At 73.6% G+C, this 22,740-nt stretch carries 17 protein-coding genes; 7 read left to right on the top strand and 10 right to left on the bottom strand.

Annotated elements, in window-relative coordinates; genetic code table 11:
* A complete protein-coding gene (locus ACH01S_RS20545) occupies positions 1-801 on the bottom strand; it encodes a nucleoside phosphorylase (RefSeq protein WP_067893633.1) in 801 nt (266 codons plus the stop codon).
* A gap of 107 nt (positions 802-908) precedes the next feature.
* Between ACH01S_RS20545 and ACH01S_RS20540 the strand changes: the two genes are divergently transcribed.
* From ACH01S_RS20540 to ACH01S_RS20510, 7 genes are all read left to right on the top strand, one after another.
* Positions 909-1,655 carry an FCD domain-containing protein gene (locus tag ACH01S_RS20540; protein WP_067893631.1) on the top strand — a complete coding sequence of 249 codons (747 nt, stop codon included), beginning with the start codon at positions 909-911 and terminating at the stop codon, positions 1,653-1,655.
* A gap of 55 nt (positions 1,656-1,710) precedes the next feature.
* Positions 1,711-2,760: an ABC transporter substrate-binding protein gene (locus ACH01S_RS20535; protein WP_067893629.1), complete on the top strand. Its 1,050-nt coding sequence runs from the start codon at positions 1,711-1,713 to the stop codon at positions 2,758-2,760.
* A gap of 8 nt (positions 2,761-2,768) precedes the next feature.
* Positions 2,769-3,608 carry an ABC transporter ATP-binding protein gene (locus tag ACH01S_RS20530; protein WP_067893627.1) on the top strand — a complete coding sequence of 280 codons (840 nt, stop codon included), beginning with the start codon at positions 2,769-2,771 and terminating at the stop codon, positions 3,606-3,608.
* Complete coding sequence (locus tag ACH01S_RS20525) at positions 3,605-5,359, top strand: ABC transporter permease (protein ID WP_148344069.1); 1,755 nt, start codon at positions 3,605-3,607, stop codon at positions 5,357-5,359. The genes ACH01S_RS20530 and ACH01S_RS20525 overlap by 4 nt, the downstream gene beginning before the upstream one ends.
* 68 nt (positions 5,360-5,427) lie before the next feature.
* Positions 5,428-6,630 (top strand): amidohydrolase, encoded by a 1,203-nt coding sequence (locus tag ACH01S_RS20520; protein ID WP_067893623.1) that lies wholly within the window; start codon positions 5,428-5,430, stop codon positions 6,628-6,630.
* Positions 6,627-7,421 carry a purine-nucleoside phosphorylase gene (locus ACH01S_RS20515; RefSeq protein WP_067893621.1) on the top strand — a complete coding sequence of 265 codons (795 nt, stop codon included), beginning with the start codon at positions 6,627-6,629 and terminating at the stop codon, positions 7,419-7,421. The genes ACH01S_RS20520 and ACH01S_RS20515 overlap by 4 nt, the downstream gene beginning before the upstream one ends.
* Complete coding sequence (locus ACH01S_RS20510) at positions 7,418-9,052, top strand: phospho-sugar mutase (protein WP_067893619.1); 1,635 nt, start codon at positions 7,418-7,420, stop codon at positions 9,050-9,052. Before ACH01S_RS20515 ends, ACH01S_RS20510 begins: the two co-directional genes overlap by 4 nt.
* A 160-nt stretch (positions 9,053-9,212) precedes the next feature.
* On the opposite strand, the gene ACH01S_RS20505 is transcribed toward ACH01S_RS20510, so the two are convergent.
* The 9 genes from ACH01S_RS20505 to ACH01S_RS20465 form a co-directional block, all read right to left on the bottom strand.
* Positions 9,213-10,883 (bottom strand): helix-turn-helix domain-containing protein, encoded by a 1,671-nt coding sequence (locus ACH01S_RS20505; RefSeq protein WP_067893617.1) that lies wholly within the window; start codon positions 10,881-10,883, stop codon positions 9,213-9,215.
* 79 nt (positions 10,884-10,962) lie between these two features.
* The gene (gene menC, locus ACH01S_RS20500; RefSeq protein WP_067893615.1) at positions 10,963-12,069 is read right to left on the bottom strand and encodes an o-succinylbenzoate synthase; all 1,107 of its coding nucleotides are present in this window, start codon (positions 12,067-12,069) and stop codon (positions 10,963-10,965) included.
* A complete protein-coding gene (locus tag ACH01S_RS20495) occupies positions 12,066-12,941 on the bottom strand; it encodes a GNAT family N-acetyltransferase (RefSeq protein ID WP_148344070.1) in 876 nt (291 codons plus the stop codon). The genes menC and ACH01S_RS20495 overlap by 4 nt, the downstream gene beginning before the upstream one ends.
* A complete protein-coding gene (locus ACH01S_RS20490) occupies positions 12,931-14,100 on the bottom strand; it encodes a M20/M25/M40 family metallo-hydrolase (protein WP_067893611.1) in 1,170 nt (389 codons plus the stop codon). Before ACH01S_RS20490 ends, ACH01S_RS20495 begins: the two co-directional genes overlap by 11 nt.
* Positions 14,097-17,399 (bottom strand): serine hydrolase, encoded by a 3,303-nt coding sequence (locus ACH01S_RS20485; protein ID WP_067893609.1) that lies wholly within the window; start codon positions 17,397-17,399, stop codon positions 14,097-14,099. Before ACH01S_RS20485 ends, ACH01S_RS20490 begins: the two co-directional genes overlap by 4 nt.
* On the bottom strand, positions 17,396-18,142 hold the full coding sequence (locus ACH01S_RS20480; RefSeq protein WP_067893608.1) for an ABC transporter ATP-binding protein: 747 nt from the start codon (positions 18,140-18,142) through the stop codon (positions 17,396-17,398). The genes ACH01S_RS20485 and ACH01S_RS20480 overlap by 4 nt, the downstream gene beginning before the upstream one ends.
* Positions 18,139-20,079: a dipeptide/oligopeptide/nickel ABC transporter permease/ATP-binding protein gene (locus ACH01S_RS20475; protein ID WP_067893606.1), complete on the bottom strand. Its 1,941-nt coding sequence runs from the start codon at positions 20,077-20,079 to the stop codon at positions 18,139-18,141. The genes ACH01S_RS20480 and ACH01S_RS20475 overlap by 4 nt, the downstream gene beginning before the upstream one ends.
* A 3-nt stretch (positions 20,080-20,082) precedes the next feature.
* Complete coding sequence (locus tag ACH01S_RS20470; protein WP_083980939.1) at positions 20,083-21,090, bottom strand: ABC transporter permease; 1,008 nt, start codon at positions 21,088-21,090, stop codon at positions 20,083-20,085.
* Between the two features lie 18 nt (positions 21,091-21,108).
* Positions 21,109-22,704: an ABC transporter substrate-binding protein gene (locus tag ACH01S_RS20465; protein WP_067893603.1), complete on the bottom strand. Its 1,596-nt coding sequence runs from the start codon at positions 22,702-22,704 to the stop codon at positions 21,109-21,111.
* Positions 22,705-22,740 lie beyond the last annotated feature (36 nt).

Below are 22,740 nucleotides of genomic sequence, written 5' to 3'. Positions count from 1 at the left end.
TCACGCTCCGGCGGCGGACCGCACGGGCGCGCCGGAGCGCGGAGCCGCCGCGATGAGGGCGCGCACCGCGTCCACGGCGGTGGCGAACAGCGGGTCGCTGGACGGCGCGGCGCCGGTGTCGATGGCGTCCCGGCTCCACATCATCACGACGCCGCCCGTGCGCACCCCGAGCACGGCGCCGACGATGAACACGGCGGCGGTCTCCATCTCCGAGCAGACGGCCCCGCCGCGGCGCCAGGCCTCGAACCGCTCGGTCAGCGCCGCCGCGAGCGGCATCCGGTCCGGTTCCGTCTCGCCGTAGTAGGAGTCCTTGGTGTGCGCCGGCCCGCACCGGTACGGGACGCCCGCGCGCTCGGCGGCCTCCCGGAGCGCGAGCAGCACGTCGAGGTCGGCGACCGCCGGGAACTCGACCGGCAGGTACTGCCTGGTGGTGCCCTCGTCGCGGATCGCCGCGGTGAGGACGGCCAGCTCGCCGTTCGCGGCGTCGGGCCGCATCGAGCCCGACACCCCGATCCGGATCATCGTGTCGACCCCGAGCGCGGCGAGTTCCTCGACGGCGAGGGCCGTGGACGGTCCGCCGACGCCCGTGGAGGTCACGAGGACCCGCTCGCCGTCCAGCGTGCCGCGCCAGGTCTCGAACTCGCGGTTGCGGGCGACGAACTCCGGGGCGTCGAGGAGCGCCGCGATCGAGGCCACCTGGTCGGGGTTGCCGGGCAGGAGCGCGTACCGCCCGACGTCCCCGGCGCGAAGGTGCAGGTGGTGGGCCAGCTTGTCGCCGTTCATCCAGATCCTCTCGTACATCAATTGCGGGCATACAGTGCCACAATCCACATACGTTCGTCACTATTGACATACACCGACAAGCCCGCCTACGGTTCCGTCCACGGAACTGACAGGAGGAGGCGACCGTGCGGCACACGCCGACGATGGAGTCCGCGCTGCTGGCGTTCATGAGCGCCCAGGAGGGCCCGGTGGGCGCGCGGGCCGCGACCCGCCACCTGCGGGAACGCGGCTTCGACGTCAGCGAGTCGACGGTGAGCCGGCTGCTCAACGACCTCGACGAGCGCGCCCTCACCCAGTCGCTGGGAAAGAAGGGGCGCATCCTCACCGAGGAGGGCAGCCGCGTCGCGGCCAACCAGCAGTTGGACAGCCGCCGTGAGTCGTCCTTCGCCGACGCGCTCGCCATGCGCGACGTCCACGACCTGATCGACCACCTGATCGGCCGCCGGGGCATCGAGCGGGAGGCCGCGCGGGCCGCCGCCCTGCGGGCGCGGCCGGAGGAGGTCGCCCGGCTGCGGGAGATGGTCGCGACGGACGGCGAGGCGCGCTGGCGGGAGCGGCTCGCCTTCCACAAGACGATCGGCCAGGCCTCGCACAACAAGCAGATCCAGGCCATCAGCATGACCGTGTTCGACGAGCGCCTCGACGTGCTCGAACGACTGCTCATCATGATCGGAATCAAGCGGGACGCACTGCTTCGGTGGGACCAGGAGCACCGCGGCATCGTCGCCAGCATCTCGGACCGGGACGCCGACGGCGCCGAACGGCTCATGGTCGTGCATCTCGACGGAATGATCCGTGAGACGGAGCACTTCGCCAACAGCGGAAACGCTCACGTCATCCACACGCTGCTCGCGGAAAACGACCTCGCGTAGAGCGCTAGCCCCATTCACCACGGCGATCACGACGACGACTCTTTCGGGAGCACGAATGACCCACACCTGCACGCCGCCCGGCATGGGCCGGCGTTCCTTCCTCCGGGTCGCCGGTCAGGGCGCGGCCGTGGCGGCGGTCGGCTCGGCCGTCCCCTGGCTGTCCGCCTGCGGTTCCAGCGACGCCGCCGGCGGCAAAGCCGGAAAAGGCCGGTTCGCGGTGAAGCTCGCCTGGATTCCGAACGCGGAGTACGCGGGCATCTTCATCGCGGCCGAGGACGGCCTCTACACCAAGCAGGGACTCAACGTCGACGTCCTGCCGGGCGGGCCGAACTCCGCGGTCGTCCCCATGGTCACGACGAGCCGGGTCGACCTCGGCGTCGAGGCGATCCCGGAGAACGTCGCCACCGCCGTCGCCCGCGGCGCGAAACTGAAGATCGTCGGGGCCGGGCTGCTGAAGAGCCCCGAGTCCTGGATCTCGCTCGCCGACCGTCCGGTCAAGAGCCCCAAGGAGATCGAGGGCAAGAAGCTCGGCATCACCCTGGCGGGGAAGAACACCGCCCTGGTGTTCATGAAGCGCAACGGCGTGGACGTCAGCAAGGTGAAGCTGGTGCCGATCCAGTTCGACCCCGCGCCGCTCGCCGCCCGCGAGGTGGACGCGATCTGGGGGTTCGCCTCGAACCAGCCGGTGTCGCTGGAGCTGCGCGGGGTCAAGACGCACGTGATGCCGCTGGCGGACTTCGGGTTCAACCGGATGCAGAGCGTCTTCTTCGCGTCCCAGAAGACGCTGGACGACCCCGCCGCCCGCGAGCGCGCCCGCAAGTTCATGGCGGCCAGCAGGCAGGGCTGGGAGGCGGCGCTGCGCGACCAGCGGCACGCCGCCGACGTGATCGTCAAGCGGTACGGCGCGAAGCTCGGCCTGAAGCACGACGAGCAGGCCAAGTCGCTCGCCGCCATCGCGCCGTACGTCAGCGGCGACGGCGGCGCCGCGTCCAAGGGGCTGTTCTGGATGTCCGACGCGCTCATCCAGGAGACGATCACGAGCCTGAGCAGCATCGGGATCAAGCTCGACACGTCGCTGTTCACCAACGAGCTGCTCGGGGGGTGAGGCGCGCCATGCCGGAGGAGAGAACACTGCCGGACGCCGATCCGTCCCGCGCCACCTCAGACGATGCGCAGGGCGCCGAGGGGATTCGCACGAGCGGCTTGAAGAAGACGTTCAGCGGCAAGGGGGCGTCGGTCGAGGCGCTGCGGGAGTTCACCTTCTCGTCCCGCCGCGGCGAGTTCGTCGGGCTGCTGGGCCCGTCCGGGTGCGGCAAGTCCACGGTGCTGCGGATGCTGGCCGACCTGGAGACCCCGACCGCCGGGACGGTCACCGTCCACGGCCGGACGCCGCGCGAGCTGCGCGAGGGGCACGGCGTCGGCGTCGCGTTCCAGGACGCCGGACTGCTGCCGTGGCGGAGCGTCGAGGCCAACATCCGGCTCCCGCTGGAGGTCGCGGGCCGGCGCGGCGGCGACGCGGTCGCCGACCTGATCCGGCTGGTCGGGCTCACGGGGTTCGAGAAGTCGCGGCCGTCGCAGCTGTCCGGAGGCATGCGCCAGCGGGTGTCGCTGGCCCGGTCCCTGGTCACCGACCCCGAACTCCTGCTCCTGGACGAGCCGTTCGGGGCGCTGGACGACCTGACCCGCCAGCGGCTCAACTTCGAGCTGCAGCGGATCTGGGCGGAGCGGGGCACGACCACGGTGCTGGTCACCCACGGCATCGCCGAGGCGGTCCTGCTCTCGGACACCGTGGTCCTGATGTCACCGCGGCCTGGAACGATCCTGGACGTCGTCCGGGTCGACCTGCCGCGGCCGCGCACGCCCGAGATCCTGCAGGACGGCGCCTTCCACGCGCTGTGCGACGAGCTGTCGGAGAGGCTGTTCGCCGGCCACGGGAACGGGACGCGCCCATGAGCACCCCCGCCCGGCAGGAACGGGAACGTTCCATGAGCGGCTCCGCCCGGCGGGAGCCCGGCGGCTCGGCGGCCGCGTCCTCCCGGCGGGGGCGCGGCGGCTCCCGGAAGGCGGCCGTCCGGAGGGAACGGGGCGCCTCTCCGGACGCTCCCGGCCCGCGCTGGGCCGCGCGCCTGCGGAACGCCGTCCCGCCCCTGATGACGGTGGCGGTGCTGGTCGCCGGCTGGCAGGTGCTGTCGCTCGGCGGGTTCGGGTCGCTGGTGCCGCCGCCCGGCGACGTGCTCGCGCAGATGCGCGACGACGCCGACTACTACGTCCCGAACGCGGCCGCCACCATGGCGTCGGCGTCGCAGGGCTACCTGTGGGGCAACGGCATAGCGATCGCGCTGGCCCTGTGCACGCTGCCGTTCCCCCGCGTCCAGGCGCTGTTCGAGCGGGTCGCGGTCGGCGCGATCGCGCTGCCGCTCATCGCCATCGCGCCGCTGCTCGCCATCGCGTTCCGCGGGAACGTCCCGAGCGTGATCCTCGCCGCGCAGGCCGTGGTGTTCACCACCCTGGTCGCCGCCGTCCTCGGCCTCGCCGGGGTGGACCGGACGTCGGTCGACGTGGTGCGCGCCGCGGGCGGCTCGGAGTGGACGGTCATCCGCAGGGTGCGGCTGCCCGCCGCGATCCCGAGCCTCGTCGGCGGGCTCCAGGTCGCGGCGCCGAGCGCCATCCTCGGCGCGATCATCGGGGAGTACATGGGCGGCGAGGAGGGACTCGGGGTCGCGATGATCCAGGCGCAGGGCGCGTTCGACGTCCCCCGCGCGTGGGGCCTCGCGATCGTGACCTCGCTGCTCGCCGCCGCGGCGTTCCTGGCGCTGCCGCTGGTGGTGCGGCTGGTCCTGCCCTGGACGCGGTCGACCGACACCGTCCTCGGCGCGCGTCCGGCGAGGCCCGGGCGGCGGGACGCGCGGCTCGCCGCCCGGCTGCCGCGCACCGCCTTCGCGGCGGTCGCGACCCTGGCGGGCGTCGTGCTCGGCTGGTGGCTGCTCGTCCTCGTCGTGCCGGGCGGCGCCGAGGTGGCCCGGGGGCCGCTGCAGGTCGCGCCCTACTTCGCCACCGGGGACACCCAGCTCGTCACCGCCTCCGGCGAGGCCGAGGACCCGCTGCCGTACCTGCTGTCGTCGCTGCTGCGCACCATCGGGGACGCGGGCGTCGGCTTCCTGGTCGGGCTGGTCCTCGCGGTGGCGATGGCCGTCGTCGCGCACGAGTTCCCGGTGATCGAGCGGGTGCTGATGCCCATCTCGATCGCCCTCCGGTCGATCCCGATCGTGGCCGCGATGCCGCTGCTCGCCCTGATGTTCGGGCGGGGGATCGTCGCCGTGACCGTCCTGATCGCGGTGATGACGTTCTTCCCCATCCTCGTCAACGTGCTGCTCGCGATGAGGGCCGTCCCGCAAAGCGCCGTGGACCTGCTCACCGCCGTGGGGGCGGGGCGCGTGCACCGCCTGACGAAGCTGCTCATCCCGTACGCGCTGCCGGCGCTGCTGGCCTCGGTCAAGATCGCGCTGCCGCTGTCCATCGGCGCGGCCATGGTGGCGGAGTGGCTCGCCACCGGCTACGGGCTCGGCGCCTCGATGACCGTCGCCGCGACCCTGTCGGACTACGACTTCGTCTGGGGCGGCGTCGCCACCGTCCTGCTGGCCTCGCTCATGGCCTACCGCCTGGCCGGCGCGCTGGAGGACGCCGCGCTCAGCCGCCTCGAGTAGCCGGCTTGAGCGGCTGGAGCGCGAACATTCACCATCCCGGGGCACCGGGAAGTAGGAGAGGGCGAATCATGTCCAGAATCATCCTGTCCAACGTCCGCCCGTACGGCGTGGGCGACCCGAAGACCATCACCGTCGCCGACGGGACGATCAGCGCCGTCGGCACGGAGCCGCCCGCCGACCTCGGCCCGGCCGACCACGTCGAGGACCTCGCCGGGCAGATCGTCCTGCCGGGCTTCGTCGACGGCCACGCGCACGCCGACAAGAGCCTGTGGGGCGAGCCGTGGGTCCGGCGGACGTCCGAGCCGATCACCATGGACCAGATGTTCGAGGACCAGTTGCGGCAGTGGGCGGAGACGACGACGCCCGTCGCCACGCGGGCGCGCGCCTTCCTCGACATGTGCGTCGCGTACGGCTCGACCTCGATTCGGACGTTCACCGACGTCGCCCCGGAGATCGGCCTCGACGGCGTCCACGGCCTCCTCCAGGTGCGCGCGGACATGGCCGACCTCGCGGACCTCCAGATCGTGGCGTTCCCCCAGCTCGGCATCCTGCGCAAGCCCGGCACCGCCGAACTGCTCGACCAGGCGCTGCGGGACGGGGCCGACGCGATCGGCGGGCTGGACCCGGCCGGTGTCGACGGAGACGCCGCCCGCCAGCTCGACATCGTCTTCGGCCTCGCCGACAAGCACCAGGTGCCGGTGGACTTCCACGCGCACGAGTCCGGCGAACTGGGCATCTGGCTCATCGAGCGGATCGCCGAGCGGGTCAAGGCGCTCGGCATGCAGGGCAAGGTCAGCCTGTGCGACGTGTTCAGCCTGGCCGACCCGACGCCCGCGCAGTTCGATCGCCTGGCGTCGGTGCTCGCCGACGCGGACATCGCCGTCGCCGTCGGCGTCCACGGGCTGCTGCCGGTGCCGGACGTCAAGGCCCTGCACGCGCGGGGCGTGCGGATGTGCCTGGGATCCGACTCAGCCCGCAGCCGCTGGTCGCCGTGGGGCGAGGGCGACATCCTCGCCAGGGCGACGTTCCTGGCCTACAAGCAGTACTGGCGCAGGGACGAGGACCTGGAGTTCGCGGTCACCATGGGCACGACCCTGGGCCGCGAGGTCCTCGGCGCCCCGCCGTGCGACCTCAAGGCCGGAGACGTCGCCGACCTGGTGGTCCTCCCGGGCGAGGCGGTCGGTGAGCTCGTCGTGGCGCCGCCGCCGCGGACGCTCGTGATGAAGCGCGGCAAGATCGTCGCCCGCTCCGGCGCCCTGGTGCAGGCATGACCGCCCTGGCACTGGCGCGGGAGGCCGCGGACGAGCTGCGTAACCGCACGTCGGTCGACTCTTTCGACGTCGCTTTGGTGATGGGTTCGGGCTGGGTTCCGGCGGCTGATGCGCTGGGCGCTGCGGAATTGGAGCTGGGTGTCTCCGAGTTGCCGGGGTTCGCTCCGCCTGGGGTGGAGGGGCATGCCGGGCGGGTCCGTGTCCTGGAGGTGTCTGGCCGCCGGGCCCTGGTGTTCCTTGGCCGGACGCATCTGTACGAGGGGCGCGGTGTGGATGCGGTGGTGCACCCCGTCCGGACGGCGTTGGCGGCCGGGGTGGGGACGGTGGTGCTGACGAACGCGGCGGGCGGGCTGCGGCCCGAGCACCAGAAGGTCGGGGAGCCGGTGCTGATCGCCGACCACCTGAACCTGTCGGGGGCCAACCCGCTGTCGGGGGCGTCGTTCCTGGATTTGACCGAGGCGTACTCGGAGCGGTTGCGGGCCTTGGCCAGGGAGGTGGATCCGACGTTGTCGGAGGGGGTGTATGCGGCGTTGCGTGGGCCGTCGTATGAGACGCCCGCCGAGATCAGGATGCTGCGCACGCTCGGTGCGGACATGGTCGGCATGTCGACCGTGCTGGAGACGATCGCGGCGCGGCGCGGCGGCGCCGACGTGCTGGGCGTGTCGCTGGTCACCAACATCGCGGCGGGTCTCGCGGGTGAGCCGCTCGACCACGAGGAGGTCCTCGCGGCGGGCCGCGCGGCCGCCGGACGCATGGGCGCCCTCCTCGCGACCGTCCTCGGGAAGCTGTGAGCGACCTGCGGGCGCGGGCCGGGGACTGGCTCGCGCAGGACCCCGACCCCGGCACCCGCGCCGAGCTGCGGGCCATTCTGGACGCGGGCGACGACGAGGCGCTGGCTGACCGGTTCGGGGCGCGGCTGGAGTTCGGGACGGCGGGGCTGCGCGGCGAGCTGGGCGCCGGTCCGAACCGGATGAACCGGGTCACGGTGATGCGCGCGGCGGCGGGCCTGGCCGCCTGCCTACCCCCCGACAGCCGGGTGATCATCGGGTTCGACGCGCGGCACGGCTCACGCCGGTTCGCCGCCGACACCGCGGCCGTGCTCAGCGGGGCCGGGCTGCGTCCCGAGGTGTTCGCCGAGCCGGTGCCGACGCCCGTCCTGGCGCACTTCACCCGGAGCTTCGCCGACGTCGTCGCGGGCGTGATGGTCACGGCCAGCCACAACCCGCCCCGCGACAACGGCTACAAGGTGTACTGGGCGGACGGAGCGCAGATCGCCCCGCCGACCGACGCGGAGATCTCCGCCGCCATCGACGCGGTCGGACGCGTCGACGAGCTGCCGCTGGGCGAAGGCTGGCCCGTCCACGACACCACCGACCTCTACCTGGACGCGGTGTCGTCCCTGCGCCTGGGCTTCACCGGTGACAGCGCCCTGTCGATCGTCTACACGCCACTGCACGGGGTGGGGCGCGACGTGCTGCTCGCCGCGTTCGACCGGGCCGGGTTCCCGGCCCCGGTCGTCGTGCCCGAGCAGGCCGAGCCCGACCCCGACTTCCCGACCGTCGCGTTCCCGAACCCGGAGGAGCCCGGCGCGCTCGACCTCGCGCTGGCGCTGGCCCGCGAGCGCGGCGCGGACCTGGTGATCGCCAACGACCCGGACGCCGACCGCTGCGCCATCGCCATCCCCGACAAGGGCGGCTGGCGGACACTCACCGGCGACGAACTCGGCGGCCTGCTCGCCGAACACATCCTCCGCCACACCACCGGCGACGACCGCCTGGTCGTCACGACGATCGTGTCGTCCTCGCTGCTGCGCGCCATCGCGGCCGGGCACGGCGTCCGATACGCCGAGTCACTCACCGGCTTCAAATGGATCATGCGCGCCGCCCGACCCTCCGACCGGATGGTGTTCGGATACGAAGAAGCACTCGGCTACAGCGTGGGCGACGACCGAGGCGTCCTGGTCAACGACAAAGACGGCATCAGCGCCGCACTCGCCATCACCGCACTCGCCACCCAGGCCCACCGCGACGGCCGCACCCTGCCCGACCTCCTGGACGACCAAGCCCGCCGATACGGCCTACACGCCACCACACAGGTCTCCATCCGGGCCCAGGACCCGTCGATGATCACAGCGGCAATGACGCGGCTACGCAAGGATCCCCCGCCCCGGCTCGGCGGGCGCGCCGTCGAGTCGCTCGACGACCTCGCCCACGGCTCGAACGGCCTACCACCCACCAACGGACTCAGATTCCACCTGGCCGAAGGCGCCCGAGTCGTCATCCGCCCCTCCGGAACCGAACCCAAACTCAAGTGCTACCTGGAAGTCGTCCACCCCGCCGGGAACGACGTCACAGCGGCCCGCGCGCAGGCCAAAGCCGACCTGGACGCCCTTCGCGCCGACCTCATCACCATCATCAGTTGATCGCGGGACGGCGTGACGACACGCTCCATGGTCAGCGCCCGATCTAGACCGTGGTGTGTGCCCACTCGGTGCGCGGCCGATTTCAGGCCCCGAACAAGCAGTACGACCTGCCTGGCGTTAGCACGGACCTGGGGGCGCCATCCCAGGCCGACCGCCAGGCTCATGGGGGCGGGGGCGCGTCGGCGCAGAGCACCTGTAGTTGCACCATCATGGCGAATCTCTGGTCGGGATCGTTGAGATCGCACTGCCCGACCTCAGCGGCCCGCCGGAGCCGGTACCGGAATGTGTTCTGGTGGACGGCGACCGATTCGGAGGCCGCCGCGACGTCCCCGAACGCGTACAGCCATGCGCGGAGGGTCTGGACGAGGTTGCCGCGGTGCCGGCGGTCGTAGTCGGCCAGCCGCGCCAGCGCGCCCGTCGGCCGCTCGCTTCGAGCCGTGGCGAGGTCGCGCAACTCCGAGATCAATGCTTCGCCCTGCAGTTCGTCGAAGCGGCCGATCCGCCGGTGGGGGCCTCCGTCGCGGAGCACCCGCAGAACCCGGTCGACGCAGGAGCGGCTGTGGGCGACGTCGGGCAGGCCGAACGCCACCGGTCCCACCGCGGTGATCGGCGGCAGCCGGTCGCCCACCCTGCCCAGGAAGTCCTGAAGGATCCGCACCGCGCGGGTCTCGGCCTTCTCCGCGGCCCCGGTCAGGGGCACCAGTCCGTAGCTGACCGCTCCGACCGCCGCCGCGGCCGACCGGGGGTGGATCGCGGACAGGTGCAGGGCGAACGCGTCGCTGAGCTGCTGTCGCTCATGGACCACGGCCGCGCTGTCCAAGCCGTCGTAGCGCGGGCTCCGCTCGTCGAGAGCCACGCCGAGCACGAGCAGCGCCTGACCCGACAATCCGAGCCGTTCGAGCGCCTCACCCGCGGCGGCGCCGCCTTCGAGCGCGGTGCTCAGCAGGTCGGCCCGCATCCGCCGCTGCACGTCGGCGCCGGCGCGGACCCTGAGCATGTGCAGCGCGACCAGCTTGGCCGACTCGCGCAGCGCCTCCTCACGCTCCTCGCTGAGCCGGGCGGGCACCGCCGCCCAGATGGAACCGAGCACCTCGTCCCCCGCGCGCACGGAGATGGCGACGCGCGGCAGCGTCAAGCCGCCTATCCCGTCAAGGGTGGGTTGGATGAAGACGGGCTGGCCGCTGCGGAGCAGCTCCCGGAAGACCCCGCGCTCGTGCAGGACGCGCGCGTACCGCTCCGGCACCTGCCGGCCGAGGATCGTCTCGACGCGGGACGGGTCGGCCTCGTCCTGGCGGCCGGAGAAGGCGAGCACGCGGGAGCTGCGGTCCTCGATGGTGATCGGCGCGTCGAGGAGCGCCGCGATCGCGTTGGCGACCGCGAACAGGTCGCCCGCGGGCAGCCCGCCGAGCGACTCCTCCTCGGGAGGCACCGCTCCCGTGCCCTGGGTGAGCAGGGAGCGGAGCAGCTCGCTCAAGTGGCCCCACGGCGCCCCGCGGCGCAGGCCGAGCACGGTGACCGCCGCCTCGTCCGCGGCGGCCCGCACCTCGTCGGTGAGCGAGATCGGCGCGCGGAGGACGAGCGCGGCCGCGTTCTGGCGCCCCAGCACGCGTATGAGCGCGGCCACCTGGTCCGAAGCGTCCACCCCGACGCCGAGCACCAGGGCATGCGGCGGAAGCACCGGCTGGTCGAGCGGGTCGTGGAAGACGACGGCGCTGATCTCGCCGGGACGGTCGGGGTCGCCGTACGCGAGTTCGAGCAGGGTCGCGCCGAGGTCGTCCACGACCCGGCCCAGGCTCCTGCGGGGACGCGCGGTGCTGACATGCTGCTCCACCGTCTCATGGTAAGTAAGCACTGGATTGCCACCAAGTCGGAACCGTCATGCCCAGTGGGCCTTCGTCGTGGTCAACCGTTCACAAGGTGAGCCACTCACTCGCGGTGGTGACCTCGGCGAGCCGGTCCGGCACCGGGGCCAGGCCGAGCCCGGGGCCGGTGGAGACATCGAGGTGGCCGTCGTCGAGCACGAACGGCTCGGTGATGTCCGAGGCGTAGTACCGCCCCGACGCCGAGGTGTCGCCGGGCAGGGTGAACCCGGGCATGGCGGCGAGCGCGACGTTGGCGGCCCGGCCGAGGCCGGTTTCGAGCATCCCGCCGCACCACACCGGAACGCCGTGCGCCACGCAGACGTCGTGGATCCGGCGGGCCTCCAGGTATCCGCCGACCCGACCGGGCTTGATGTTCACCACGCGGCAGGCGCCGAGCCGGATCGCGGCCACGGCGTCGCGGGCGGAGGCGATGGACTCGTCCAGGCAGATCGGCGTCCGGACCCGCTTGGCCAGTTCCATGTGGCCGAGCATGTCCTCCTCGTCGAGGGGCTGCTCGATCAGCAGGAGGTCGAAGGGGTCCAGCCGGGCGAGCTGCCGCGCGTCGGCCAGGGTGTAGGCGGTGTTGGCGTCCACCTGGAGCAGCAGATCGTCGCCGTACCGCTCGCGGACCGCGCGCACCGGCTCGACGTCCCAGCCGGGCTCGATCTTGAGCTTGACGCGGACGTAGCCCTCGGCGAGGTAGCCCTCGACGGCGTCGAGGAGCTCGGGAACGCTGTCCATGATCCCGACCGACACACCGCACGGAACCCGTTCGCGCACGGCGCCGAGCTCGCGGCCGAACGAGCGGTTCTCCGCGCGCAGTTCGGCGTCCAGCACCGCCATTTCGAGGGCCGCCTTGGCCATGCGGTGACCCTTGAACGGGGCGAGGACCTCGGCGACGGAGCGTGCCGCCGACAGCCCGGCCGCCATCACCGCCGGGACGAGGAACCGGCGCAGCACGTCCGCGGCCGCGTCGACGTATTCGGCGGAGTACCGGGGGCTGGTCATCGCCACGCACTCGCCCCAGCCCTCGGCGTCGTCGGCGATCACGCGGACGAGCAGGACGTCCCGGACGCTCTCGGTGCCGAACGACGTGCGGAACGGCGCTACCAGCGGCATGGAGATTCGGCGCAGTTCTACACCGGTGATGTTCATGATTCCCTCCGTACGACGTACCAGCCGGTCCGGTCGAAGCCGTCGATCCGGCCGCCCCGGCCGGTCAGGTCGATGAGCGCCGCGCGGACGGCGAGGCGCCAGCGCCGCGCCAGCTCCGGCTCCGCCGCGCGGAGCGCCGCGATGTCCGGGGGCACGGCGACGAGCGAGGTCGCGCCGTCGAGCCCGCCGGGGACCGGGCCGCCGTCCTCGGCGATGCCCAGCGCGACGACGGCGCCCGCTCTGAGCTCGGTTTCGGCGATGCCGCCGACGCCGCTCGCGGGTCCGGCGAGGCCCCCGTCCCCGTCGCGGAGCCGCCAGCGCACGAGAAGCCGGTCGGAGTAGTCGTCGCCGTTGAGGGCGTCCAGCATCGGGCCGTAGAAGTCCGGCAGGTACTCGACCGGTCGCGCGGCCAGCTTGACGAGGTTGAAGTAGGCGTTCCGAGCGGCCAGCGGGTCGAACGTCCAGGCGATCTCGGAGACGCCGCGCAGCAGCGCCCACGCCCGCTGGTGCAGTTTGAGCGCGAAGCCGACGCCGCGGCCGGCGGCGGCCGGGGAGACGCCGGCGATGTGGCTGTGGAGGGCGCCGCCCGCCGGGGCGTGGAAGAACCCCACGCAGGCGCCGACCAGGCGGTCGCCGTCGAAGGCGCCGACCACGTAGTTGCCCGCCTTGGCGAAGGCGCGCAGCAGGTCGATGGTCACCGGCGGGTTCGCGGAGCGGCCCCAGATGGCGCCGAACAGCCCGACGAGGTCGGTGAGCTCGGCGAGTCCGGAGAGTTCGCGCACCGAGACGCCGGCGGCCCGCGCCGCGGCGTCCGCGGCCCGCAGCGCGTGGTCCAGCACCGGCTCCGCTGCCGTTGCGCTGCTATCGGTCACGGCGTTCCCGCTCCTCAGCGTGTCGGGGGTCCCGCGGGCGCCCCGCGGCGGACGTGGCGAGCGGGCCCGGCGGGTCCGCCAGCAGTCGTTCGACCAGCGCGCGCAACAGCGAGGTGCGCGGCGGCATCTCCTCGATCAGCACGTGCTCGTCGTCGGCGTGCGCGCCGCCGCCGACCGCGCCGAGGCCGTCCAGGGTGGGTGTGCCGACGCCGGCGGTGAGGTTCCCGTCGGACGCGCCGCCGACCGCGGCCCGGGCGGGCTCGGGCAGTCCCCGCCGCGCGGCGATCCGGCAGAGCAGCTCGTAGAGCGGCGCCGAGGCGGCCGCTTCGAGCGGGGGCCGGCTCGACCCGGCGGTCGTCTCGACGCGCGCCCCGGGCGTCCCGGCCCGCAGGGCGCGGAGCGCCCGGTCGACCCGCTCCTGTTCCGCCACGGTTCTGGCCCGTACGTCGACCGCGAACACTCCCTCCGCCGGGACGGTGTTGGCGGTGGCGCCCGCGCGGGCGACGGTCGGCGTGACCGTGGTACCGGCCTCCTGGTCGGAGAGCGCGGCGACGGCCAGCACCTGGCGGGCGAGCTCAAGGGTGGCGTTCACGCCCCGCTCGGGCTCAAGCCCGGCGTGGGCGGCGCGCCCGGTCACGCGCACCTCGTACTGCGAGGCGCCCTTGCGCTCGGTCTTGAGGGCGCCGCCGGCGGACGCCTCGAGCACCAGGGCCGCTGCCGCCGCCCTGGCCTCCCGCTCGACCAGTCGGTGGGAGCTGGGCGAGCCGACCTCCTCGTCGCCGGTCACGAGCAGGGTGACGCCGTCGAGGCCGGCGGCCGCGTGGAACGCCATGACCAGCCCGGCCTTCATGTCGAAGCAGCCGGGTCCGCGCAGGATGCCGCCCTCGACGGCGCACGGGTGGTCGGCCAGCGAGCCGAGCGGCCAGACCGTGTCGTGGTGGCCGAGCAGCAGGACCCGTGACGGTCCCGTGCCGAGCCGCCAGCGCAGGTGGGTGCGACCGTCCAGCACGATCCGCTCGGGCGCGACGCCGAGGCGGGCGGCGCCGACCCGCGCGACGACCTCGGCCGAGCGCGCGACGGCGGCCCGGTCGCCGGAGGGCGACTCGCACTCGATGAGGGTGCGCGCGTCGGTGACCATGTCGCGGAGGACGGCCGTCACCGGCCCGCCTTCGGGGTCGCGCGAACACCGGTGTGCACGTACGGCTCGCCCGTCGGCAGTTCATAGAAGACGACCGGCTCCCAGGTCTGCGCCCCGGGCGGCTTGACGGCGAACAGATCCGGGCCGACGGGGACCAGCGGGTGCTCGTCGACCGGGTCCGGCACCAGCTCGGCGAGCGGCCCGGTGATGGTGGTCCGGATCAGCGGCCCCGCCGGGCCGTTCTCGACCTCGATCCGCACTCCGGCCCGCTCGTAGACGCCGACGTGGCGCGCCACGTCGGCGGTCACCGGTTCCGGCGGTGGCGCGAACGGCCGCGGCATCGCGACGCCGGCGACCTCCGCGAAGATCTCCCGGTACAGGTCCTCGTACAGGTCGCGGGCGTGGCCCCCGTTGGTGAGCAGGGCGACGGCGAGCCCCTGCGCGGGCAGCATCCGCAGGAACGCGGACTGCCCGAGTGTGTTGCCGTCGTGGCCGATCAGGCGGTGCCCGTCCCAGCCGAACCGGACCCAGCCGAGCCCCCAGGAGTCACCGAGGATGTGCTTGTCGGGCAGGTCCGCCTGGTGCGCGGCCATGGCGGCGGCGCTCTCCGCGCTGAGGACGCGCGTGCCGTCGGACGCGACGCCGCCGGTCAGGTGCAGGCGCGCGAAGGCCAGCACCTCGGCGGCGGTGGAGACGATCAGCCCGGCCGGGCCGAGCGAGCGGGGCAGCGACCAGGCGGGGGCCGGGACGATCTCGCCGTCGTGCTCGTCGTGACCGGCCGCGGCGGAGAAGAGCAGCGCCTCCTCGGGCAGGGTCACCGTGTGCGTCAGCCCGAGCGGGACGCGGAGCCGATCGCGCAGCGCCTGGTCCCAGGTCTGCCCGGTGACCTTCTCGATCATCCGGCCCAGCAGCGAGTAGCCCGAGTTGCAGTAGGAGAAGGTCGCGCCCGGCGGGTGGTTCTGCCCGGCGTCGCCGAGGACGGCGACGTATTTCTCCAGGCAGTCGTCGCCGCGGCCGGTGTCGGTGAACACGTCGCCGTCGATGCCGCTGGTGTGGTTGAGCAGGTGCCGCAACGTGACCGACTTCGTGACGTCCGGGTCGGCGAGGCGCAGCTCCGGCAGAACCTCGGCGACCGGGGCGTCCAGCGTGAGCAATCCCTCGTCGACCAGGGCCATCGCCAGGGTCGCGGTCCAGACCTTGGTGATCGAGCCGATCTGGAACAGCGAGTCGGTGCCGACCGGTGCGCCGGTGCGGACGTTGAGGACGCCGTGGGCGGCCTCGACCAGCTCGTCGCTTGATCCGTTCGTCCCGACGCGGAGGATGGCGAGCTGCGCGCCCGGCACGTTGTGCCGCTCGGAGAGCCGGGCCAGCCGACGCCGCCAGTGGGCGGCGTCCACGCGGGCCCGGCCGCCCCGGCGGGTGTGCTGTTCGAGCCAGTCCAGCACGCGGTGGTTGAAGTCGAGCCGCTGCGAGGGCGGGCCGAGCAGGATGAACACGTGCGAGGCGCCCGGGTAGACGACCAGCCGGGTGGGGACGCCCTGCTGGCGCAGCGCCGTGTGCCACTGCTGCGCCTGCCCGACCGGGCAGACCAGGTCCGCGTCGCCGTGCAGGAGCAGGGTCGGCGTGCGCACGTCGGCCACGCGGGTGAACGGCGACATGGCGGCGTACTCCGCGGGCTTCTGCCACGGGAGGCCGCCGAGTTCGTAGGCGCTGAGGAAGTGGCCCTCGAAGCTGGAGCCCGCCATGCTCACCAGGTCGCCGACCGTGCCCCCGGCGACGGCCGCCGCGAACCGGTCGTCGTGGCCGGTCAGCCAGCAGGTCATGAAACCGCCGTAGCTGTAGCCCGCCACCGCGAGCCGGTCCGGGTCCGCGAACCCCTCGGCGACGAGCCGGTCGATCGGCTCCAGGAAGTCGGCCGCGTCCGCGACGCCCCAGCCGCCGTGGACGCCGTCGTAGAACGCCTCGCCGTATCCGTCGCTGCCGCGCGGATTGACCAGCAGCACCGCCCAACCGCGGTCGACCAGCTCGTGGTGGTAGAGGTGGATCTCGTCCGCGGCCGTGTTCCACGCGTTGTGCGGGCCGCCGTGCACGTCGAGCAGCAGCGGCCACGGGCCGCCGCGCGCGGGGTCGTACATCAGCCACGCCTGCACCTCGGTGCCGTCGGAGATGGTGAACCAGCGTTCTTCGCGCGGGTACGGGTCCACGTCGGCGAGTGCGGCGCCATGGTCGGTCAGCACCGTTTCCGCCCCGGTCGTCAGGTCCACGACCGCGATCTCCCCGAACGACGTGGGCGTGGTGAGCGCGACCGCGGCGCGGCCGCCCGCGACCGACAGCCCCGAGACGACCCTGCCGGGCCCGGCCACGTCCGGGCGCGCGTCGCCGCCGTCGGTCATGACCGACCACAGGTGGGTGCAGCCGTGGTCGCGCAGGCAGAAGAAGACCCGGTCCTCGTGCTCCTGCGGCAGGCCGCCGGGATAGGCGGGGGCGCCGGTCATCACGTTGCGGTCGAGTGCGCCGGAGAGGTCGGCGACCGCGCCGTCGGTGACGCGGACGCGGTACAGGCGGGCGTGCCCGACGGGGTCGCCCGGCCACCCGGCCACGAGCAGCGCCGTGCCGTCGGGGGCCCAGCCCACGGTGGCGGCCGCCCCGTCCGCGAAGGCGAGCACTCGCGGCCGGGCGTGCGGGGCGTCCACCTCCAGCAGGTGCACCGGGCTGCGGTGCACCAGGTCGCTGCCGGCGCCGGCCTTGCGGACGAAGGCGAGAACGGAGCCGTCCGGCGACCAGGCCGGGTCGCCGGCGCTCTCCGGGCCGTCGGTGAGCTGCCGGACCTCGCCGCCGTCCAGGTCGAGGACGTGCAGTTGCCACCGCACCGGACCGTGGAACCCCGCGCCGTCGGTCTGGTAGTCGAGGCCGTCGGAGACCATCGGCCCCAGCGCGCCGCCGGTCGGGTCGACCGGCGCGGCGAAGGCGAGCCGGCGGCCGTCCGGGCTCCAGCGCGGGGCCCCGGCCCCGAGCGGCAGATCGGTCACCCGCTCGGGCTCCCCTCCCCCGGCGTCGAGCACGGCTACCTGTCCTTCTCTGAGGAAGGCGAGCCGGCGACCGTCCGGCGACCAGGCCGGCGCGGCGTCGGCCGGACCGGAGGTGAGGCGGCGGGGCGCCCCGCCGTCCGCGTCGACCAGCCAGAGCTGGTCGACGGTGCGGTCGCGGTCGCGGTCCAGGGTCCGGAGTGTGTAGGCGACCCGGCGCGCGTCCGGCGACAGCGCGGGTTGCGACGGGACCGCCAGGTCGGTGAGGTCCTCGATGCGCGGTCGTCGGCTCATGGCTTGCTCCTTCGTGTCGTTCGCCCGGGTACGGCGGCGAGCAGTTCGCGCGTGTATTCGTGGCTGGGTTCGCTGAGCACGCTCGTCATGGGTCCCTGCTCCACGAGCCGGCCGCCTCGCATGACCGCGACGTGCGAGGCGACGTAGCGGACGACCGCGAGGTTGTGGGAGATGAACAGGACCGCCAGGCCCAGCTCGTGCTGGAGCCCGCGGAGGAGGTTGAGCACCGCCCCCTGGACCGACACGTCCAGCGCGGACGTGATCTCGTCGGCGATGATCACGCGCGGGCGCGCCGCCAGCGCCCGCGCCAGCGCGACCCGCTGGCGCTGACCGCCCGACAGCCGGGACGGGACGGCATCGGCGCAGGACGGGTTCAGGTGCACCAGTTCGAGCAGCCGCTCGACCTCGGCCCGCCGCTCGGCGCGCGAGGCTCCCGGCGGCATCGCCTCGGCCACGCTGGCGCCGACCGTCATCCGCGGGTCGAACGACGAGTACGGGTCCTGGAAGACCATCTGCAGCGGACGCGGCCGGCCGCGGGTCGGAACCGGCGCGCCGCCGAGGGTGATCCGGCCGCGGCTGAGCGGAGCCAGCCCGACGGCGGCCCGGGCCAGCGTGGACTTGCCGGAGCCCGACTCGCCGACGAGCCCGACCACCGCGCGGTCCGGGACCGTCAGGTCGACCCCGTCCACGGCGGTCTTGTGGCCGTAGCGGACCGTGACGTCCTCGAAGCGCAGCTCGTTCATGGCGACTCCACCAGCTCGTCGGTGTCCCGCTCGACAGGCCGGTCCGGCAGCGGCTCGTCCGCGTGCCAGCACGCGACGCGATGGCGCGACTCGCCCGGGTCGGCCGCCAGCGGCGGGTCCTCGGCCCGGCAGCGGGCGTCGGCGAGCGGGCAGCGGTCGGCGTAGGCGCAGCCGGGCGGCACGTCGCCCGGGTCGACCGGCCGGCCCGGGATCGTCGCGAGCGGCTCGGCCGGGTCGGTGGTCATGTCGGGCACCGTGTCCACCAGCGCCCGGGTGTAGGGGTGCCGCCGGGCGGCGGTGGCCAGCTCGGCGGCCGGCAGGTCCTCGACGATCCGGCCGGCGTACATCACGAGGACCCGGTCACAGACCTCGCGGACCACCGCGACGTCATGGCTGATCAGGACCAGCGCGACGTCGTCGGCCGCGCGGATCGCGGCGAGCAGGTCCAGCACCTGCCGCTGGACGGTGACGTCGAGGGCGGTGGTCGGCTCGTCCGCGACGATCAGCGCCGGGGCGCCCATCAGCCCCATGCCGATCATCGCCCGCTGGCGCATCCCGCCGGAGAACTCATGGGGATACTGGCGCGCCCGCGCGTCCGCGTCGGGGATCCGGACCGCGCTCAACCGGTCGACCGCGCGGGCCGTCGCCTCCCGGCGGCCCATGCCCTGGTGGTGCGCGGCCGCTTCCGCGAGCTGGGCGCCGATCCGGCGGACGGGGTTGAACGCGGTCATGGGGTCCTGGAAGACCATGGCCAGCCTGGTGCCCAGCATCCGGCGCCGGGCCGCGGTGTCGGGCCCGAGCAGGTCGTTTCCGAGGAATTCGAGCCGGGAGGCGTCCACGCGGCTGTGGTCGGCGAGCAGCCGGGTCACCGCGAGGGCGGTCATGGACTTGCCGGAACCCGACTCCCCGACGATGCCCACCGCCTCGCCGCGGCGCACGTCGAATGAGACGCCCCGGACGGGTCGCACCGGACCCGACGGCCCGGAGACGGTGACCTCAAGGTCGCGGACGTCGAGCACCACATCCGACGGCCCGCCCTCCTCGCCGCGGTCGGTGCGCGCGGGCCCGGCCGCCGACCCGGCGCGCGTGGCGGGGAGCCCGCGCAGGCCCTTGCCGACCGGTACGCCGAGACCGTGGGCGACCGCCTCGCCGAAGAGGTTGAACGCCAGCCCGGCCAGCAACAGCGCCGCTCCCGGGGCGAGCGCCGCGGCCGCGTTCACGTACATGTTGCCGATGCCCTCGTAGAGCAGGCGGCCCCAGTCGTAGGAGGGCGATTGGACGCCGAGGCCGAGGAACGACAGGCCGGCGAAGGACAGCAGCGCGGTCCCGGCGCCGATGGTGGCGTTGACGATCAGCGGTTCGGCGATGTTCGGCAGCACATGGCGGACCAGGATCCGGGGGCGGCCGATCCCCATCGTCCGGGCGGCCGCGACGTAGTCCCGCGCGGCGACCCCGGCGACGAGCGTCTGGGTGAGGCGCGCGAACGCGGGCGCGCCCGCGAGCCCGATGGCGAGGACCGCGCCGGTGGCGCCGACGCCGAACACGACCGCGAAGAACAGCGCCAGCAGCAGCCCGGGGAACGCGACGGCTATGCCCACCCCGGCCGACACCAGCCGGCCGAGGCGGCGGCCGAGCACGAACGGCGCCGAGCCGAGCAGCAGCCCGAAGACCGCCGAGATCACGATGGCGAGCAGGGCGAGCACGATCGACAGCCGGGAGGCGACGAGGACCCGGAGGAGGATGTCCCGGCCGAGGCTGTCCGTCCCCGCCCAGTGCCGGCCGGACGGCCGGGCCAGGGTGTCGCCGGGATCGACGGCGTCGGCGTCGGCGCCCCACAGCACCGGCCCGAGGACGGCCAGGGCGACGACCGCCGCCACGAGCGCGGTCGCGGCGAGGCCCAGTGGGGTACGGACGACTCGGGTCCAGCGTCCTTGCATCCGTCAGTCCTCCCGGATCTTCGAGCGGGGATCGAGCAGGGCGAGGGCGACGTCGATGACGAGATTGATGATCAGCACGCCGACGCCGTACACGAGCACGATCGCCTGCACCACCGGGTAGTCCTTGGTGAGGATGGACCGCACGATCGTGCTGCCGAGGCCCGGCCAGGCGAAGATGTTCTCGACCAGGACGGTCCCGGCGACCATCGCGCTCAGCAGCAGCCCGCCCATCGTCAGTGCGGCCGTGACCGCGTTGGGCAGGGCGTGGCCGAAGTAGATCGTCCGGGCGGGCAGGCGCTTGGCCCGCGCCGTGCGGACGAAGTCCGCCTCGATCACGCCGACCATCTCGACGCGGACGATCCGGGCGAGGATCGCCGCCGGCCCGATCGCCAGCGAGAGCACCGGCAGCGCGTACGCCGCCGCGCTCTCGTCACCGGCGACGGGCAGCCACCCGAGCTGGATCCCGAACACGTAGACCAGCACGACGCCGATCAGGAAGTCCGGAACGGTCGCCACGACGACGCTGGCCGCGGTGAAGGCGAGCTCGGTCCGCCGCCCGCGACCGCGCCGGGTCAGCACGCCCGCGACGACGCCCAGCGGTATCGCCGCGACCACGGCCGCCAGGAAGGCGAGCACGGCCAGGGAGAGCGTGGCCGGCAGCCGCTGGGCCACCACATCGGAGACGGGCAGCCGCGCGACGAGCGATGTGCCGAGGTCTCCGGTGAGCAGCCCCTTCAGGTAGTGGAGGTACTGGACGTGGATCGGGTCGTCCAGGCCCAGGGCGCGCCGGCGCGCCTCGACCAGGTCCGCCGGCGCGGTGGGGCCGAGCGCTCCCCGGACCGGATCCCCGGGGATGAGGTGGATCATGGCGAAGGACGCCGTCACCAGCACCCACAGCGAGATCAGCAGCCGCCCGAGGCGCCGGACGCCGAACCGCACCCACGGACGGGCCCAGAACCGCGGTCGCGCCAGGTCCGCGGGCCCGCCCGGGGCGGTCGAGGTCACCGACATGTCCACTGCCGCCCTTCGCTACTTCGCCAGCATGCGGATGCTGGTCGGGACGAGCTGGCCGGGCGTCTGGAATTCCGCGGACCTGCCGAACGTGCGCACGACGTTGTTGGCGAACGGCACGACGTCCCCCTTGGCGATCAGGCCGGATTCGGCGGCGAGCCAGTCGCGGCACCCGGCCACGCCCTGGACCCCCATCGCCGACTTCACCGCCGCGTCGTAGTCGGGGTCGGAGATCCCGGCGAAGTTGTTCCCGTCCGGCGCCGCCGGCCCGGAGAGGAAGGGCACGAGTTGGTCCGGCGCGATGACGTTGACGGGGACCCAGGTGACGTCCCAGTCCCCGGCGCCGAAGAGGGTGCCGGTCAGCGTGGTCTCGTTCTGGCTGTGCGCGGTGGCCTTCACACCGACCGCCTTCCACTGCCGCACCGCCAGTTCGGCCGCGGCGTCGCCGCCGGTGCCGTTGTTGTTCTGGTACAGGAAGGTCAGCGCCAGCGGCTTGCCGCCCTTGGCGCGCATGCCGTCGCTCCCCTTGGTCCAGCCCGCCTGGTCGAGCAGCGCGCCCGCCGCCTGCGGGTCGTGGCCCGGCAGCGCGCGGGAGACCGAGTCGCCGCGGCAGGCGACCGGCTCGTTCGCGGCCAGCGTGGTGGCCGCGGTGCCGCGGCCCGACGTGAGCACCTTCCGCAGCTGGCCGAGGTCGATCGCGAGGGTCAGGGCCTTGCGGACCCTCGGGTCGCTGGTGGGCCGGCCGACCCGCTGGTTGTACCACTGCTCCCCCACGAGAGCCGAGGTCTTGGCGGCGTACAGGCCCGCCTTCTCCAGCCGCTCCGCGTCGGCCCCGACGATCTGAGCCGCGGTCAGCCCGCCCGAGAGCAGCAGGTTCGCGGCGGTCGTCCCGTTCTCGACGACCTTGATCACGACGGTCTTCGGCAGGCCCCTCGTCGCGGTCGTCGCACCGTTCGGACCCCAGGTGTAGCCGTCGCGGATCGCGTAGGTGTAGTGGTCCCCCGGCGCGGCCTCGACCAGCTTGTAGGGCCCGGTGCCGGCCGTCGCCGTCTTCAGCGAGGACCGCTTCTTCATGCCGCTGGGACAGACGATCGGCAGGATGGACAGCCCGTTGAGGACGAACGGGGCGGGCTGGGCCAGCGTGAGCGTCACGACCCGCGTGGCGTCGTCGGCCTTCGCCGTGGCGCCGACCGGGAGGAAGGCGCCCAGGAAGGGGCTCTTGTTCTTGGGATCACCGACGAAGTTGATGTTGTCCGCCACGTCGGAGGCGGTGAGGCGGGCGCCGTCGGAGCAGGTGATGCCGTCGGCGAGCGTCAGCGTGACCGTCTTGCCCTTGACCTGCCAGCTCTTGGCCAACGCCGACTGGATCTCGCCGGTCTCGGCGTCGACGCCGACCAGCGAGTCGTAGGCGAACTGGGTGACGGTGTTCAGGGCGCTCTCCGCGCCCATCTGCGGGTCCAGGGCGCCCGGGTCCGAGGAGAGCCCGAGGGTGAAGGTGCCGCCGTCGACCACCTCGGCCTTCCCGCCGCCCTTCGAGCCGCCCCCGCAGCCCGCGAGCGCGGTCGCGGCCAGCGCGAGGCAGAGGCCGGGGATGCCCACAGTGCTCAGTTTCATTTTGGTTCCGTCCCGTACGTTCTCGTGGCTGGGATC

Source organism: Actinomadura chibensis NBRC 106107 (genome assembly GCF_001552135.1).
Taxonomy (GTDB): Bacteria; Actinomycetota; Actinomycetes; order Streptosporangiales; family Streptosporangiaceae; genus Spirillospora; species Spirillospora chibensis.
The sequence above is the reverse complement of the archived record's forward strand: the minus strand, read 5'-3'. Positions and strand labels throughout refer to the sequence as shown.

Coding starts and splice junctions, on each gene's coding strand:
- ACH01S_RS20530 (WP_067893627.1), top strand. CDS start 2,769: ATGCCGGAGGAGAGAACACTGCCGGACGCCGATCCGTCCCGCGCCACC.
- ACH01S_RS20475 (WP_067893606.1), bottom strand. CDS start 20,079: ATGCAAGGACGCTGGACCCGAGTCGTCCGTACCCCACTGGGCCTCGCC.
- ACH01S_RS20545 (WP_067893633.1), bottom strand. CDS start 801: ATGTACGAGAGGATCTGGATGAACGGCGACAAGCTGGCCCACCACCTG.
- ACH01S_RS20465 (WP_067893603.1), bottom strand. CDS start 22,704: ATGAAACTGAGCACTGTGGGCATCCCCGGCCTCTGCCTCGCGCTGGCC.
- ACH01S_RS20520 (WP_067893623.1), top strand. CDS start 5,428: ATGTCCAGAATCATCCTGTCCAACGTCCGCCCGTACGGCGTGGGCGAC.
- menC (WP_067893615.1), bottom strand. CDS start 12,069: ATGAACATCACCGGTGTAGAACTGCGCCGAATCTCCATGCCGCTGGTA.
- ACH01S_RS20525 (WP_148344069.1), top strand. CDS start 3,605: ATGAGCACCCCCGCCCGGCAGGAACGGGAACGTTCCATGAGCGGCTCC.
- ACH01S_RS20515 (WP_067893621.1), top strand. CDS start 6,627: ATGACCGCCCTGGCACTGGCGCGGGAGGCCGCGGACGAGCTGCGTAAC.
- ACH01S_RS20480 (WP_067893608.1), bottom strand. CDS start 18,142: ATGAACGAGCTGCGCTTCGAGGACGTCACGGTCCGCTACGGCCACAAG.
- ACH01S_RS20535 (WP_067893629.1), top strand. CDS start 1,711: ATGACCCACACCTGCACGCCGCCCGGCATGGGCCGGCGTTCCTTCCTC.
- ACH01S_RS20470 (WP_083980939.1), bottom strand. CDS start 21,090: ATGTCGGTGACCTCGACCGCCCCGGGCGGGCCCGCGGACCTGGCGCGA.
- ACH01S_RS20485 (WP_067893609.1), bottom strand. CDS start 17,399: ATGAGCCGACGACCGCGCATCGAGGACCTCACCGACCTGGCGGTCCCG.